This is a genomic window from Vibrio sp. 661 (assembly GCF_033339315.1).
In the GTDB taxonomy this organism is placed as follows: domain Bacteria; phylum Pseudomonadota; class Gammaproteobacteria; order Enterobacterales; family Vibrionaceae; genus Vibrio; species Vibrio alginolyticus.
In genome coordinates, this window is record NZ_JAWOUJ010000003.1 from 379,682 (window position 1) to 396,402 (window position 16,721).

13 protein-coding genes are annotated in these 16,721 nt (G+C 43.4%); 5 read left to right on the top strand and 8 right to left on the bottom strand.

Annotation, left to right across the window (positions count from 1 at the left end):
- Nucleotides 1–92 precede the first annotated feature (92 nt).
- From glgA to topA, 3 genes are all read right to left on the bottom strand, one after another.
- Complete coding sequence (glgA, locus tag R7P69_RS09745) at nucleotides 93–1,550, bottom strand: glycogen synthase GlgA (protein WP_213871540.1); 1,458 nt, start codon at nucleotides 1,548–1,550, stop codon at nucleotides 93–95.
- On the bottom strand, nucleotides 1,540–2,757 hold the full coding sequence (glgC, locus tag R7P69_RS09750) for a glucose-1-phosphate adenylyltransferase (protein WP_017634726.1): 1,218 nt from the start codon (nucleotides 2,755–2,757) through the stop codon (nucleotides 1,540–1,542). Before glgC ends, glgA begins: the two co-directional genes overlap by 11 nt.
- A 608-nt stretch (nucleotides 2,758–3,365) precedes the next feature.
- Complete coding sequence (gene topA / locus R7P69_RS09755; protein ID WP_005378351.1) at nucleotides 3,366–5,996, bottom strand: type I DNA topoisomerase; 2,631 nt, start codon at nucleotides 5,994–5,996, stop codon at nucleotides 3,366–3,368.
- 434 nt (nucleotides 5,997–6,430) lie between these two features.
- Between topA and R7P69_RS09760 the strand changes: the two genes are divergently transcribed.
- On the top strand, nucleotides 6,431–6,679 hold the full coding sequence (locus R7P69_RS09760) for a YciN family protein (RefSeq protein WP_005387884.1): 249 nt from the start codon (nucleotides 6,431–6,433) through the stop codon (nucleotides 6,677–6,679).
- Nucleotides 6,680–6,742: 63 nt separating this feature from the next.
- Here R7P69_RS09760 and aroA read toward each other — a convergent pair whose 3' ends face one another.
- Complete coding sequence (aroA, locus tag R7P69_RS09765) at nucleotides 6,743–8,023, bottom strand: 3-phosphoshikimate 1-carboxyvinyltransferase (RefSeq protein ID WP_151514646.1); 1,281 nt, start codon at nucleotides 8,021–8,023, stop codon at nucleotides 6,743–6,745.
- A gap of 290 nt (nucleotides 8,024–8,313) precedes the next feature.
- Nucleotides 8,314–8,790 (bottom strand): glycine zipper 2TM domain-containing protein, encoded by a 477-nt coding sequence (locus R7P69_RS09770; protein ID WP_005378348.1) that lies wholly within the window; start codon nucleotides 8,788–8,790, stop codon nucleotides 8,314–8,316.
- Between the two features lie 39 nt (nucleotides 8,791–8,829).
- On the opposite strand from R7P69_RS09770, the gene aat reads away from it, so the two are divergent.
- The 3 genes from aat to infA all read left to right on the top strand — a co-directional run bounded on the left by aat (nucleotide 8,830) and on the right by infA (nucleotide 10,535).
- Nucleotides 8,830–9,537, top strand: a complete 708-nt coding sequence (gene aat / locus R7P69_RS09775) for a leucyl/phenylalanyl-tRNA--protein transferase (RefSeq protein WP_005387881.1) — start codon at nucleotides 8,830–8,832, stop codon at nucleotides 9,535–9,537.
- Nucleotides 9,534–10,235, top strand: coding sequence for an arginyltransferase (locus tag R7P69_RS09780; protein WP_238952260.1), 702 nt, complete (start codon nucleotides 9,534–9,536; stop codon nucleotides 10,233–10,235). The genes aat and R7P69_RS09780 overlap by 4 nt, the downstream gene beginning before the upstream one ends.
- 81 nt (nucleotides 10,236–10,316) lie before the next feature.
- Entirely contained in the window at nucleotides 10,317–10,535 is a 219-nt protein-coding gene (infA, locus tag R7P69_RS09785) for a translation initiation factor IF-1 (protein WP_001040192.1), read from the top strand.
- Between the two features lie 133 nt (nucleotides 10,536–10,668).
- On the opposite strand, the gene clpA is transcribed toward infA, so the two are convergent.
- Nucleotides 10,669–12,936 carry an ATP-dependent Clp protease ATP-binding subunit ClpA gene (gene clpA, locus R7P69_RS09790; RefSeq protein WP_005387879.1) on the bottom strand — a complete coding sequence of 756 codons (2,268 nt, stop codon included), beginning with the start codon at nucleotides 12,934–12,936 and terminating at the stop codon, nucleotides 10,669–10,671.
- Nucleotides 12,937–12,986: 50 nt separating this feature from the next.
- Nucleotides 12,987–13,307 carry an ATP-dependent Clp protease adapter ClpS gene (clpS, locus tag R7P69_RS09795; protein WP_005378419.1) on the bottom strand — a complete coding sequence of 107 codons (321 nt, stop codon included), beginning with the start codon at nucleotides 13,305–13,307 and terminating at the stop codon, nucleotides 12,987–12,989.
- A 704-nt stretch (nucleotides 13,308–14,011) separates the two neighbouring features.
- Between clpS and cspD the strand changes: the two genes are divergently transcribed.
- Nucleotides 14,012–14,230: a cold shock domain-containing protein CspD gene (gene cspD, locus R7P69_RS09800; protein ID WP_005378407.1), complete on the top strand. Its 219-nt coding sequence runs from the start codon at nucleotides 14,012–14,014 to the stop codon at nucleotides 14,228–14,230.
- A gap of 183 nt (nucleotides 14,231–14,413) precedes the next feature.
- On the opposite strand, the gene R7P69_RS09805 is transcribed toward cspD, so the two are convergent.
- Nucleotides 14,414–16,639, bottom strand: coding sequence for an NADP-dependent isocitrate dehydrogenase (locus R7P69_RS09805; protein WP_238952259.1), 2,226 nt, complete (start codon nucleotides 16,637–16,639; stop codon nucleotides 14,414–14,416).
- Between the last annotated feature and the right edge of the window lie 82 nt (nucleotides 16,640–16,721).

Consider the following 16,721-nt stretch of genomic DNA (forward strand, 5'->3'; position numbering starts at 1 on the left):
TCGTGCTATTGAGTAAAAAGCCATCCTACCACACTCCCCTTACTCAAGATAATAAAGGCACCTCATTCGGTGCCTTTCGTTACAATTTTAAGTCAAACTAACGCTGAGTGGTAAAGCTGCAAATAAGATTCTGCGGCCTTTTGCCAACAAAAGTCTTGTTGCATCGCGTGCAACTGTACTTTATTCACTTCAGGCTCGTTTTGAGCGTAGAGCAACAGTGCCCTTAGCATCGTTAACAACAATGCCTTCGGTGTCGGTTCGAAAAAAACAAACCCCGTTGCTTCAGATGGGTTTACATCATAATCGCTAACGCTGTCCTTTAAGCCACCAACACCGCGTACTATCGGTAATGTCCCATAAGCCATACTATAGATTTGGTTTAAGCCACATGGTTCAAACTCAGAAGGCATCAAGAAGAAATCCGAACCAGCTTCAACGATATGCGCAAGTTCATTGTCATACGCTTCTACAAAGGCAAATTTGCTAGAAAACTGCGCGGCAACCTCTCGTAACTGAGCGGCAAGAACAGGGTCTCCGGTCCCAACGACAACTAGCTGAACATCGTGCTTTAAAAAATCGGCCAAAGCAGGCAACAAGTAATGAACGCCTTTCTGCTGGGTCAACCGACAAACCATACCGAACATAGCTACATTTTTTTCGGGCAAATTTAGTCGTTGTTGTAATGCTTTTTTACAAGCTTTCTTCCCTTGCGACATACTTTGCTGGTCGGCGCAGTAATTAACCGGCAAGTAGGTATCAGTTTCCGGATTCCAAGCACTGTAATCACAACCATTCAAGATGCCGACTAAGTCCTGCGCGCGTTGCTGAAACTCCCAAGCCATGCCGTGACTGCCAAGCTCTGTTTTTAGTTCCTCTGCGTACGTAGGGCTAACCGCGTTTATCTTATCTGCATTCATTACACCAGCTTTAAGCATCGTAATATGCGTTGCACTCACCGCAGCATCGGGAACGTTTCTACAATGAAACTCTGGCAAACACTGCACGTCTTCATAACTAAATACGCCTTTAAAGACCGCATTGTGAATTGAAATGACGCTTTTAGTATGAGCAAAAAACGGATCATTGCCATACCTGTGCTTGAGCAAAAATGGAACAAGACCTGTGTGCCAATCGTTCGCGTGTATGATATTAGGTTGAAAGGCGAGCTTGGGTAACATATCGAGACATGCTGCACTAAAAAACGCAAAGCGCTCGCCGTTATCAGTATACGCTTGGTTGTTCTCCGCATACATTGATGGTCGATTGAAATACGGCGGACAATCAATCAGGTAAACAGGATTTTGACCTAACATGAGCCGCAAAACTCGATACTCCGTATGCGGCCATGATGTTAATTCTGTTTCTAATACAACTTCTGCGTCTGCGAGTTTATCAATACTGCTGTACGCAGGGATGGTAATTCTTACGTCTTGCTGTAGGTTTTGAAGGGCTTCCGGTAGTGCCTTGGCAACATCTGCCAAGCCACCACTTTTAATGAGGCCTTCAACCTCAGAAGCTACAAACAGAATAGATAAGTTGTTAGTAGCCAACTCGAGCTCCTTTCGGAATAACAACAATGCCCTCCTCAGACACGTGGAAGTGTTTTTTATCTTCTTGAAGATTCACACCAATCTGAGTACCAGGAGCAATATCGGCATCCTTGTCGACAATCACACGACGTAAAACACATCCTTCGCCAATTTTTACGTCACCAAGAAGTATACATTCGCTGATATCGCAAGCAGAAGCAATATTACTGCGAAAACCAAGCACCGACTTTTCGATTCTTGAGCCTCTAACATAGCTGCCATTACACACTAAACTATCGATTATCTGCACACGACCATTATCAGAGTCGGTAAATGTCGCAGGTGGCAATGGTGGGTAGTAGGTATGCAATGGCCATTTACGGTTGTACAGCGAAAATGGTGCATCTTTTTCTAGCAGATCCATATGCGCTTGCCAGTACGCATCAATAGTTCCGACATCACGCCAGTACACCTCTTCTTTTTCGCCACTGATTTTGTTGGTACTGAAGTCATACACGAACACATCACCTCTAGGGAACATCTTTGGAATGATGTCCTTTCCAAAATCATGTGATGAAGCTTCATTATCCGCATCTTCGACCAACTCTGAGAACAGTACCTGAGCTTCAAAAACATAGTTACCCATTGAAACTAAAGCGTAATCAGGGTCACCAGGAATCGACTTCGGATTTGCTGGTTTTTCTTCAAAGCCAATCATACGGCCTTCGCTATCCACTTCGATAACCCCAAATTGCGACGCCTCTTTTAGTGGCATGCGCAATGCAGATACCGTCAGAGAAGCCTGCTTTTCTGAGTGGAAGTTCAGCATTTGTTTGATATCCATCTTATAGATATGGTCAGAGCCAAAAATACAAACTTGCTCTGGTTCCTCTAACTCCATAAAACGCAGGTTTTGATAGATCGCGTCCGCCGTCCCTTCGTACCAACGTTTACCAGTACGCATTTGAGCGGGAATAGGATCGATAAAGCGGTCTGTAATGCCGTTGATGTTCCACCCCTTTTTTAAGTGATGGAATAAAGATTGAGATTTAAATTGGGTTAGGACGTAAATGCGCATCAGATCCGCATTAACAAAATTGTTTAGAGCAAAATCGATCAATCGATAACTACCACCAAACGGTACCGAAGGTTTACTGCGAGATTCCGTTAAAGGTCTCAAACGAGAGCCTTCACCGCCAGCAAGAATCATTCCCAAAACACCAGCCATTTGTTGTTCTCCATATCGTTATAGCTTGGATTTGGTACTCGCTTGAATGAGTCATACTCGGGGAGTCAAGCGAATACATTTAGCAACCGTCTCTGAGTTTCTGTGAACTCTTACAACACGGATAAAAAAGCTACGGCACTTCCAGTATGCAACGTCCACTCTTTCCTTATTTTTTGACGCAAACAATGCACACAGTTGCACTAATTTTTGTAATAAATTATCTAAGCGGGTTCTAAATTACAATTTTTAATACGCCATTCTGTGTACCATACAGCTCTTGCGTACTCAAGACGATATCTAGATCACACATGGAAAAGCAAACGATTACATTGTGAAAACAATTTACGAACGGATTCACTACACCGCCGATTTTTTAGCCCAATGTATAACAAATATGTGAATGCAAAATGAAAGTTACAACGAATATTTTTTACATAAAAAATACATCAGCGACTACGAAATATTGATACTGGGATCTTCTCGCGTCAGCAAAACTCAGTCAAAGCAGCAAAGATCTATACGAACAACACAGTGGCCTTTACGCAAAAACAAAACGCAAAAAAGGCAGCGATATCGCTGCCTTTTTACATTACTTAGATCGTACGTTTTTATGCTTTCGCTTTTTTACGCTTATCAGTGACTTCCCACTTACCGTCAACAAAGAGCGCTGTCCAACCAGATGGTTTGCCATTCTCTTCCGAACGAACGTAGTTCTCTTTTGTTTTGCGACTAAAGCGTACAACTGCAGGACGACCATCAGGATCTTCTTGCGGTGCGGTCGCTAGGTATTTGAACTTCTCAGGTAAACGCTCTTCAAAACGTGCCAGTTCAGCAACCAAAGGAGCACGTGTCTCGCGCGATTTCGGGAAGTTGCTTGCCGCCATAAATAGACCTGAAGCACCATCACGAAGTACGAAATACGCATCTGAGTTTTCACATGGCAACTCGGGGAAATGAACAGGATCTTCTTTCGGGGGCGCGACTTCGCCATTCTTCAAGATCTTTCGAGTGTTCTTGCACGTTTCGCTCGTACAATCCATGTATTTACCAAAGCGACCGTTCTTAAGCACCATATCAGAGCCACATTTGTCACATTCAACAACTGGACCATCGTAGCCTTTTACTTTGAACTCGCCGTATTCAACAAGGTAGCCTTCACAGTTCGGGTTATTACCACAAACATGCATCTTACGCTTGTCATCAATCAGGTATGCGTCCATCGCTGTTTCACAGATCGGACAACGCTTTTTAGCACGAAGAGCTGCGGTTTCAACGTCTTCTTCTAGAACGTTAATAATACCTTCTTCGTCACCCAAGTTGATGGTTGTCTTACAACGCTCTTTTGGTGGTAACGCGTAACCTGAACAGCCTAAGAACACACCTGTCGAAGCAGTACGGATGCCCATTGGACGGCTACACGTCGGACACTCGATATCCGTCATGACGATGTGGTTTAACTTCATACCGCCTTCTGACTCATCCAGCTCCGCTTTTTCAAGATCGCCAGTAAAATCAGCAAAGAAGTTGTCTAACACAGCTTTCCAGTTCACTTCACCTTCAGCGATTTGGTCCAATTTCTGTTCCATACGCGCAGTAAAGTCGTAGTTCATCAAATCGTTAAAGCTGTCATCAAGGCGGTCAGTAACAATTTCACCCATTTTTTCAGCGTAGAAACGGCGCTGATCAACTTTCACGTAGCCACGATCTTGAATCGTAGAAATGATCGATGCGTAAGTCGACGGACGACCAATGCCTCGTTTCTCCAGCTCTTTAACCAGTGCTGCTTCAGTGTAGCGCGCAGGTGGCTTTGTAAAGTGCTGTTTAGGGTCAAGTGACTCTAAGCTTAGCTTATCGCCAAGTTGTACCGCTGGAAGGATTGTATCCTCGTTTTTGCCCATTGGACGCTGTACACGAGTCCAGCCGTCAAATTTAAGGATACGGCCTTTCGCTTTAAGCGTGTATTCTGCCGCTTTTACGCTAATGGTTGTTGAATCGTATTCTGCTGGCGTCATTTGACACGCTACAAACTGATTCCAAATCAAAGCATAAAGTTTGTGCGCATCAGCATCGACACCTTGCAGGTCTTCCGCCTTAACACCCACATTTGAAGGGCGGATCGCTTCGTGCGCTTCCTGTGCTCCTTCTTTGCTACCGTACGTCAATGGTTTCGCTGGTAGGTACTTATCACCAAACTCAGAACCAATAAAGTCACGTACAGCGTCCACAGCCTCGGCACTTAGGTTAGTCGAGTCAGTACGCATATAAGTGATGTAACCGGCCTCATAGAGGCGCTGAGCTAGCATCATGGTCTTTTTCACGCCGTAGCCCAGACGTGTACTTGCTGCCTGTTGAAGCGTAGAGGTGATGTAAGGTGCTGAGGGCTTGCTCTTTGTAGGGCGGTCTTCACGCTTACATACTTCGTAACTTGCATTCTCAAGTACAGACATCGCTGCTTTGGTTTCTGCCTCATTAACTGGCTTAAACGCAGAACCGTCTTTCTGAGCAACAAGCAGTTTAAAGTCCGCTTTGTCTTTCGTTTTCGTATTCGCATGAATGTCCCAGAATTCTTCTGGTACAAACGCGTTAATCTCACGCTCGCGCTCAACTAACAGTTTCACCGCAACAGACTGCACGCGACCAGCAGATAAACCACGAGCCACTTTTTTCCAAAGTAAAGGTGAAACCATAAAACCAACGACACGGTCCATGAAGCGACGTGCTTGTTGGGCATTTACACCATCCATGTTCAGCTCGCCAGGTGTCTGGAAAGCTTGTTGGATCGCGTTTTTCGTAATTTCGTTAAAAACTACACGTTTGTATCGCTCTTCATCGCCACCGATGATCTCACGAAGGTGCCATGCGATTGCTTCTCCTTCGCGGTCCAAATCGGTTGCGAGATAAACGCAATCTGCGTCTTTGGCGAGTTTTTGTAGTTCGTTGACAACTTTTTCTTTGCCTGGAAGGATTTGGTAATTCGCTTCCCAGTCATGATATGGGTTAATCCCCATCTTTTTGATCAACGCTTTGCGGTCTTTCTCTTTTTTAACGCGCGCTTTCTCTTCCGGACTCATCCCTTTAGTTGAGATGGCTGCGGCTTTTTTCTCACCAGTGCTTTGACCGGCCGTAGGCAGATCACGCACATGACCAACACTAGACTTAACAATAAAGTCTTTACCAAGGTACTTATTTATCGTCTTTGCCTTGGCTGGTGACTCCACTATAACGAGTGATTTACCCATAACTGACTCTAACGTCCTTCATAATAATGCGGGTAGAAACCTTGTTTAAAGGCCACCCGCATAATGTTCTATTTCATTGCTTCTTTTTTTACTATTGTGCGAGATGAAAAGAAGATCAACTGCTTTTTTGAAATTCAGATCCGATTGGTTGACAATTCATCGTCTTTATACTTCAAAGAGACAGGGTTCTGAAAGGTATTGAGCGGCATATCTAAACAGGCAAACTTAGCATCCGCTAATCCAATGCAATAAATTTTGTTACCCATCACAAAATAGTTTGGTTCAATGCTCTGCCATCTTCCTCCGCATCATGCTTATACTCTAAAAATTGATCTGTTTAGTCTTACTGAACGATTGACTGAATTAATCATGCAAACCCATTTTAGTTGTAGGTATACTCAGCGTTCTTAACTGAATAGGATGGTAGAAAGAATATGTCTGATAGAACGTTTATCGAAGAGTTCGACCTTCTTTTGATCGCTAACCAAATCATCCAAGAGCACGATGATTACATCGAGGGAATGCGAGCAACAAGTGTAGAAGAAAAAGAAGGTGTTTTAGTTTTTAAAGGTGAATACTTCCTTGATGACAAAGGTTTACCAACTTCAAATACGACTGCAGTATTCAATATGTTCAAATACTTAGCGCATCACCTTTCTAAGGAATTTACGCTGGTTAAATAGTATTGGGAAACAAAAAAGCCAGAGTGTTATTCACTCTGGCTTTCCTGTTTCAGGTCAGAATATTTAGCAGCTTAAAGCCTTAAGTTTGTCGAAGTAGTCAGGGAACGTTTTCGACGTACACTTTGGATCGTTAATCGTCACAGGCGTATCACTAAGTGCCACCAGCGAAAAACACATCGCCATTCGATGATCATCGTAAGTATCAATCGTAGCATGCTTTAACTGAGAGACAGGTTTGACGATGATGTAGTCTTCCCCTTCTTCCACTTCCGCACCAACTTTACGTAACTCAGTCGCCATAGCTGACAAACGGTCTGTTTCTTTTACACGCCAGTTATAAACGTTACGAATAGCGGTAGTGCCTTCGGCAAATAACGCTGTTGTCGCGATGGTCATTGCAGCATCAGGGATATGGTTGTAATCCATATCAATGCCTTTTAATTGACCAACACGTGAAATTACGTAGTCATCACCCCATTCAATTTCTGCACCCATTTTTTCAAGCGCATCAGCAAATTGAATATCACCTTGAATGCTGTTTTTACCGATACCCGTTACTTTAACTTCTCCACCTTTGATGGCTGCCGCCGCCAAGAAGTAAGAAGCAGAAGACGCGTCACCTTCAACCAAGAAATCACCTGGAGCGATGTATTGCTGACCGGCTGGAATCACAAACTCTTGATAGTCGTTGTTGATCACATCGACCCCAAACTGCTTCATAATATGCAGGGTGATATCGATATAAGGCTTAGAAACCAAATCGCCTTCGATGTTGATGCGAATTTCACCTTCAGCCAATGGCGCAGACATTAAGAAAGCGGTCAAGAACTGACTTGAAATGGACCCATCGATAGAAACTGTACCTGCTTTTAGGCCAGTACCAATTATTTTGAGAGGCGGAAAGTTCTCGTTTTCCATGTACTCAACGTTCGCACCAGCATCTTTCAGTGCCGTGACAAGGTGACCAATTGGACGCTCTTTCATACGAGGTTCGCCCGTCAGTACATACTCCCCTTCTCCAAGACAAAGAGCCGCAGCTAATGGTCGCATCGCAGTGCCAGCATTGCCGAGAAATAACTCTACCGGCTCTGAGACAGAAAACGGACGCCCAAGGCCGTCAACGAGACATTCTGTTTTATCTTCGGAAAGTTGGTATTGAACGCCTAGTTTAGTCAGCGCATTCAGCATATGACGAATATCATCACTGTCGAGGAGATTAGTAAGGCGAGTTCTGCCTTTAGCAAGAGCAGCAAGTAAAAGAGCTCGATTAGAAACACTTTTAGAGCCAGGAAGGTTCACTTCCCCTTGAATTTTATTGATAGGTTGTAACGTTAGGCTTTCCATTAAAAGTTGATAATCCTTTGTGCCCTCAACATACGATTTTTTATGAGGGCTAAACAATTCTTCGTGAATTCAGACTACCCAAAAAAACACGACAAAACCAGAGTAAATCGGCGCTAATTTATGAATATCCTCAAGCAGCCTAAAGATACAGAATTAAAGGCATTGCCAGCGATGTAAATCAGAGCGAAAGAAGCACGGCGAAACAGCAAACTATTTCGACTTTATTTGACGATAAGCCAGCCCGACTGTACATGCCTGATTAGGCTTCGTTAGACTAAAACAACCTAGGGTTAATAAGTGATATCAACCCTGACTCCATCATCAAAATATAAAATACGAACTTCATCCCCTCGACTAAATAACATATTTTTATCAACATCTTGGATGACATTAATTAGCTTATCACCCTTCACTTTGATGAGTAGCTCAACTAACTTATATTCAACCGTGTATTGGTAATTACTTTGGTTTTGAGCAACTGCGGCACCTGCAAGCGCACCCACTGCCGTCGCGACTTCTCTTCCCGTACCGCCACCAAATTGATTACCGACTAAACCACCGATAGTGGCACCAAGTAGTGTCTTCCAACCGTTACTTTTCGATTGAACAACCTCTTGTTGAGTAATATAACGGACAGAGTCAATCTTCCCGTAAACTACTTCATTAACTGGCTTGGCAACATTTCTTTCATAGGCTGCGTTGGCGACAAGTGGTAAAAACAGTATGATCCCAAGCCATACTTTTACGATATTTCTTAACCAGGTCATCATAAACTCCTCTGACTCCAATGTTGGTAACGACTTCTTATGGCTATTTATTTAACTGAACTCGATGAAACGTTCAACTTTCCCTCACCCTATAAAGCACTCAGCGACCCCAATGGTTTGCTGGCTTTTGGTGGTGACTTAAACCCCATGAGAATCCTCAATGGTTACTATCAAGGCATTTTCCCTTGGTATGGTCCTGGTGAACCTATTTTATGGTGGAGCCCTTCTCCGCGCGCTGTGTTTGACCCATTGCAGTTTAAGCCATCTAAAAGTCTCAAAAAATTTCAGCGTAAACATAACTATAAAGTAACACTCAATTTCGCGACAGAAGAAGTGATTAGACTATGTTCTTCAACACGCCCTGCAGAGGAAACATGGCTCAACGAGGAAATGCAAGCTTCCTACATTGAGTTAGCCAAACTTGGTCACTGTCACTCTGTAGAAGTATGGCATGACAACAACCTGATTGGCGGACTATATGGCATCTGCGTGGGCCAACTTTTTTGCGGAGAGTCGATGTTTAGTCTAAAAGATAACGCATCCAAAATTGCATTGTGGTACTTATGCAACCATTTGGCGTCAAAGCAAGGTCAATTAATCGATTGCCAAGTTATGAATTCTCACTTGGCATCACTTGGCGCATTTGAACTTGAGCGTGACGAATTTATGCAAAAACTACTATCTTTAAGAGAAAAGCAAACACTATTTGATGCCTATCAGCCCCAAGTTTTGCAGGATTCAGTATGAGTACGGATATACAACATATTCGAATAGGGTTGACGAATAATCACCCTTGTAGTTATTTGCCTGAACGGCAAGAGCGGGTTGCGGTGGCGCTTGATGAAAGGCTGCATACTGAAGAAAATTACCAGTTGCTCATGGCTAACGGTTTTCGTCGTAGCGGAGATACCATATATAAACCGCATTGCGAGCATTGCACCGCTTGCCAGCCAATTCGAGTCTCGATTCCAGACGTTAGACTATCAAAAAGTCAGAAGAGGCTGCTTAATAAAGCACAGTCTTTACGCTGGGATATGAAACCTGAAATGGATGAGGAATGGTTTGAGCTTTACAGTCGGTACATCTGCAAACGGCATAAAAACGGCACTATGTACCCACCAAAGCGTGATGAGTTTGCTCGATTTGCTCAAACTAGCTGGCTGACAACGTCGTTTTTACACATTTACGATGAATCAGATCAATTGCTCGCCATTGCAGTGACAGATTTGATGCCACAATGCTCGAGTGCTTTTTATACTTTTTTTGACCCTGACTACGAGTTATCTCTTGGGACATTAGCGGTGCTTTATCAAATTAAATACTGCCAAGAAAACAAACAACAGTGGCTATATTTGGGATATCAGATTGATGAGTGCCCAGCAATGAGCTACAAAACACGCTTTCAACGCCACCAAAGGCTAGCAAATCAGCGTTGGCGAGGGTAGAATACGCCTCAACTTTACATAATTACTATTTAGCGGCAGAATATAGCCCGCTAATATTGCCTAATTTCTAAAGAGGATTAAATGGCTAAAGAAGACGTAATCGAGATGCAAGGCACAGTCCTTGACACTCTACCAAACACTATGTTCCGTGTTGAACTTGAAAACGGTCACGTTGTGACTGCTCACATCTCTGGCAAGATGCGTAAGAACTACATCCGTATCCTAACGGGTGACAAAGTAACTGTAGAGATGACTCCATACGACCTGTCAAAAGGCCGCATCGTCTTCCGCGCTCGTTAATCTCTGATTTTCGGATGCAATAAAAAACGGAGCAAGCTGCTCCGTTTTTTATTGCACAATTTTTTCCGATTTAGTTCAGATAACAAAGCGCACGATCTTCTCGTGCGCTTTTGCGTTTGTTACCGACTAACGATTAATGCATCGCTGTCTCTTTCTCACTTAAGTATTCAAACTCAAGCGTATCGTTGACCAGCGTTACTTTCACTGTACCGCCGTCAACTAAAGATCCAAACAACAGTTCGTTAGCCAAAGGCTTCTTAAGCTGTTCTTGGATAACACGCCCCATTGGGCGAGCCCCCATAGCTTTGTCATAACCTTTATGTGCTAACCAATGGCGAGCGTCTTGAGATACTTCCATTGAAACGCCTCTCGCATCAAGTTGCACTTGCAGTTCAACAATGAACTTATCAACCACTTGATGGATAACGCTTTCATCAAGGCTGTTAAACCAGATGATGTTATCAAGACGGTTACGGAACTCAGGAGTAAACACCTTCTTAATTTCCGCCATTGCATCGTGACTGTTGTCTTGTTGAATCAAACCAATTGATTTCTTCTCGGTTTCCGCCACACCTGCGTTAGTTGTCATAACAAGAATGACATTTCGGAAGTCTGCTTTGCGACCATTGTTGTCCGTTAGCGTACCGTTATCCATGACTTGCAACAACAGGTTAAAGATATCAGGGTGCGCTTTTTCAATCTCATCAAGTAATACGACTGAGTGTGGGTGCTTAATAACAGCATCGGTTAGCAAACCACCTTGGTCATAACCGACATAACCAGGAGGCGCACCAATTAAGCGACTTACGGAGTGACGCTCACCATACTCAGACATATCAAAACGAAGTAGCTCGATACCTAGAAGCTTAGATAACTGCACCGTCACCTCTGTTTTACCAACCCCTGTTGGGCCTGCAAACAAGAATGAACCAACAGGTTTGTTGTCTACACCTAAACCTGCACGTGTCAGCTTGATCGCCTCGGACAATGCATCAATCGCATTATCTTGACCAAATACCAACATCTTCATTTTGCTATCTAAGTTTTTCAAAATGTCTTTATCTGAAGAAGAAACCGACTTCTCTGGAATTCGCGCCATTTTGGCAACCATTGATTCGATATCAGCCACTCCGACCGTTTTTTTACGACGGCTTGCAGGAGCAAGACGACTACGCGCACCAGCTTCATCAATGACATCAATAGCCTTATCTGGTAGATGGCGTTCATTAATGTATTTAGCCGACAGTTCTACCGCGGCACGCAGTGCTTTATTGGTATAACGTACTTCATGGTGAGCTTCGTACTTCGGCTTCAAGCCCATCAAGATTTTAGTTGTATCATCCAATGAAGGCTCTACAACGTCTATCTTTTGGAAACGGCGAGACAACGCACGCTCTTTCTCGAAAATGTTGCTGTATTCTTGGTATGTCGTCGAACCAATACAACGCAACTTACCACTACTTAAAAGAGGCTTAATAAGATTTGCTGCATCGACTTGACCACCAGATGCCGCGCCTGCACCGATGATGGTATGTATTTCATCGATGAACAAAATGGCATCTTCTTCTTTTTCAAGTTGTTTCAAAATCGCCTTGAAGCGCTTTTCAAAATCACCGCGATATTTGGTACCAGCGAGCAAAGAGCCAATATCTAGTGAATAAATCACGCTGTTTTGAATGACCTCAGGGACCTGCCCTTCAACAATTCTCCATGCAAGACCTTCCGCAATGGCTGTTTTACCAACCCCTGCCTCACCCACTAGTAGGGGATTATTCTTGCGGCGTCGACAAAGTACCTGAATAGTGCGCTCTAACTCTTTATCACGTCCAATGAGTGGGTCGATGTTTCCATCTTTAGCGACTTGATTAAGATTCGTCGCAAAGCTTTCTAGGCGTTCTTCAGAATTAGGCTCTTCAACACTTTCTGAGCTAAACGAGTCTGATGATGAATCCTCACCTGCACCTGATGCTTTAGTAATACCGTGGGAGATGAAGTTAACAATATCTAATCGGGAGATGTCATTTTTCTTCAGTAAGTAAGCGGCATGCGACTCTTGTTCACTGAAGATAGCAACAAGCACGTTGGCGCCTGTTACTTCATTACGACCAGACGACTGTACATGAAAGACGGCGCGTTGTAGTACACGTTGAAAACTCAAAGTCGGCTGCGTTTCACGCGTCTCATCACTATCTGGGATAAGAGGCGTAGTTTGATCGATGAAAATATCGAGTTCGTTGCGTAAAGCGTCAAGATCCGCCTTACAAGCTAGAAGGGCTTCCTTAGCTGCATCATTTTCCAACAATGCAAGTAGGAGGTGTTCGACAGTCATAAACTCGTGGCGTTTATCGCGCGCCCGAGCAAATGCACCGTTAAGGCTTGACTCTAGTTCTTTATTTAGCATAAGTACCTCCCGAAAAAACAACTGGGGTTGTTCGAGCAAGTCTTCTTTGTTTACGCTTGCTCCATAGTACAAAGTAGCGGATGTTCATTTTCCCTTGCGTACATCGTAACTTGCGCTACTTTTGTTTCGGCAATTTCTGCGCTGTATGTGCCGCAGATTGCCTTTCCTTCATAGTGGACCTGAAGCATGATTTGAGTTGCTTTATCAATATCATGTGAGAAAAATCGCTCAAGCACCTCTATGACGAAATCCATAGGTGTATAGTCATCATTATTGAGTACGACATTGTACAGCTTAGGTGGCTGGACTTTCGTACTTTCTCGCTCCAGAAGATCAGAGTCCGGAGTGACCCATTCAAAATTTTTACTCATGGCAATCTAAAGATATCGTATCAAAGGGTTGATGTTTTCGACCTATAAAAACAATCTACCACAAGCGTGCAGCGCGGTGTAGTGAGTTATGGCACCGAATTCGATCTTTGATCGATAAAAGTTGCTACCTAATATAGAGACTAATGCACGTCTTGATACGGCGCAAATAAAAGATGCTTGTCGATAAGTTACACATTTTTTCTTATAAAAGAACTTTCTATTTATTGCTCTCGGACTATTGCAAACCACCCCATCATCTTCTATCTGGATCACACTTCCTCATTGAGAATACGGTAATTATCACGAAAACTTCATTTTTTATTCAGTCAGAGGATTCTTCTCCCATAAGCAACACGGACAGTATGGCTTTTTCAGTATGAGCCACTTCATAGGCAAATTGACTAAACTTCTGCGTATATACGAAAAACTGTTTGCAAATTTGTTAATCTCAAAAGTGATTTGTTTTCAATTATGTTTCTGTTTGTTGCTCACTGCTATTGACTGTCGAAATTCATTGACTACAGTGGAAAGTGTCGATGCATAAATCATCATTTTGAAACCTCTCTTCTTTAAGTGGTTTGATGAATGTGACTTATCATTGATTTGACGTTTGTTGGCATTCGCTGACAATGGTAGTACCAAGTTAAAGGTATAACTTGGTTGCAGTAACAACATCAGTAAAAAATGCATGAGGGATGTAAAGCATGGCTACAGGTACAGTAAAGTGGTTTAACAATGCCAAAGGATTTGGGTTTATTTGTTCAGATGAAGAAGAGGGAGATATCTTTGCCCACTACTCAACTATCCAGATGGACGGTTATCGTACACTGAAAGCAGGCCAACAAGTCTCTTACGAGATTGAAAAAGGTCCCAAAGGCTGTCACGCGAGTAGCGTCGTGCCTCTTGAAGGCCAAGCCAAATAATTAGAGCGCTGTCGAAATATAAAAATATTGCTCTCGAAACGCCACGTTGATGTTTTGAAGAGAAAAATAAACCCGCCAAGATAGCGGGTTTCTTACTATTTAGAGCACGTGTTACAAAAGGAACACATACAACGCACTTACAGGATAGGAAACACGTCGAAAACGACGTGTTTTTACACTAACTTACTTGTTAATGATTGCGTTAAAGGTTTCGCTTGGACGCATCAATTTAGAAACCAATGCATCGTCTAGTAAGTAGTAACCTCCTAGCTCACCTTTCACGCCTTGCGCATTATTTAGCTCAGCAACGATCGTTTCTTCCTGCTCTGACAGCGCTTTTGCAATTGGTGTAAATTCAGCAGCAAGATCCGCATCATCCGTTTGCTCTGAAAGCGCTTTCGCCCAGTAAAGTGCAAGATAGAAGTGGCTTCCACGGTTATCTAGCTCACCCACTTTGCGTGACGGAGATTTGTTGGTGTCTAAAAACTCACCGGTCGCTTTATCTAGTGTATCTGCGAGAACCTGAGCCTTAGGATTGTTTGTCGCTACACTTAAATGCTCTAACGAAGCTGCAAGCGCTAGGAACTCGCCCAAAGAATCCCAACGAAGGTGATTCTCTTTTTCTACTTGTTGAACGTGCTTAGGAGCAGAACCACCAGCGCCTGTTTCAAATAGACCACCACCATTCATCAATGGAACAATAGATAGCATCTTAGCAGACGTACCTAACTCTAGAATTGGGAACAAGTCTGTTAGGTAGTCACGAAGAACATTACCTGTAACAGAGATAGTATCTAGGCCCGCTTTCATACGCTCTAGTGAGTACTTACAAGCTTCAACAGGAGATAGGATCTTAATCTCTAGACCGTCAGTATCGTGATCTGGTAGGTAGGCGTTTACTTTCTTGATGAGCTCAGCATCGTGCGCGCGGTTTTCATCTAGCCAGAATACAGCTGGAACACCTGTTGCACGTGCGCGAGTCACTGCTAGTTTAACCCAATCTTGGATTGGTGCGTCTTTAACCTGACACATACGGAAGATATCACCTTCTTCAACCGCTTGCTCTAACAGTACGTTACCTGAAGCATCAACAACGCGAACAGTACCCGCAGCGTCTAGAATGAATGTCTTGTCGTGAGAACCATACTCTTCAGCTTTCTGAGCCATTAGACCAACGTTAGGTACGCTACCCATAGTGGTTGGATCAAATGCGCCGTGCTCTTTACAGAAATCAATAACCGCTTGGTAAATACCTGCGTAGCTACGATCTGGAATCATCGCTTTGGTGTCTTTTTGTTTACCATCTGGTCCCCACATTTGACCCGAAGAGCGAAGCATTGCTGGCATAGAAGCATCTACAATAATGTCACTTGGTACATGTAAGTTTGTGATACCACGATCAGAGTCAACCATCGCAAGTTCTGGTTGAGTTTGGTAAACCGCTTGAATGGCCGCTTCAATTTCTGCTTTTTGCGCTTCAGGTAGAGACTCAATTTTTGAGTAAACATCACCGATGCCATTGTTTACATCAACGCCTAGCTCTTCAAACAGCTTACCGTACTTATCGAAAACGTCTTTGTAGTAAACTTTTACGGCATGGCCGAAAATGACAGGGTCAGACACTTTCATCATCGTCGCTTTCATATGAAGAGACAGCAGCACGTCTTGTGCTTTCGCTTCAGCAATCTCTTTCTCGAAAAATTCAACCAACGCCTTCTTCTTCATTACTGAAGTATCAATGACTTCTTTATCTAGTAATGGGAACGCAGACTTAAGCTCTTTAACTGTACCATCATTACCGACAAACTCGATTTTGACCTCTGTTGCACCAGAGATAGTTGTAGACTTTTCGCTACCAAAGAAGTCATTGTCTGACATGCTCGCAACATGAGACTTAGATTCTGCTGACCATGCACCCATTGAGTGTGGGTTTTTCTTCGCGTAGTTCTTAACCGAAGTCGGAGCACGACGGTCTGAGTTACCTTCACGAAGTACTGGGTTAACCGCACTACCTTTGATTTTGTCGTAAGCCGCTTTAATCGCTTTCTCTTCGTACGTGCTCGGCTCTTCTGGGTAGTTTGGTAAATCGTAACCTTTCGCCTGAAGCTCTTTAATCGCCGCTTTAAGCTGAGGAACTGAAGCTGAAATGTTAGGTAGCTTGATGATATTTGCTTCTGGAGTTTGAGCTAGTTCACCAAGCTCAGTCAACGCATCGCCAATGCGCTGTTCTTCTTTTAGATGCTCTGGGAAGTTAGCGATAATTCGACCTGCTAGTGAAATATCACGAGTATCTACATTGATGCCAGACGATGCTGTGAATGATTGAATGATTGGTAGTAATGAATAAGTTGCTAGCGCCGGCGCTTCATCAGTGATGGTGTAGATAATTGTAGGTTTTTCTGTAGGCATGAAATTTCCCTATTTTTTAATCAACTTGTTGGCTGATCAACTCAGCGTCTGAGTTGGTTTAATTGACGCATTGCTGCACGTT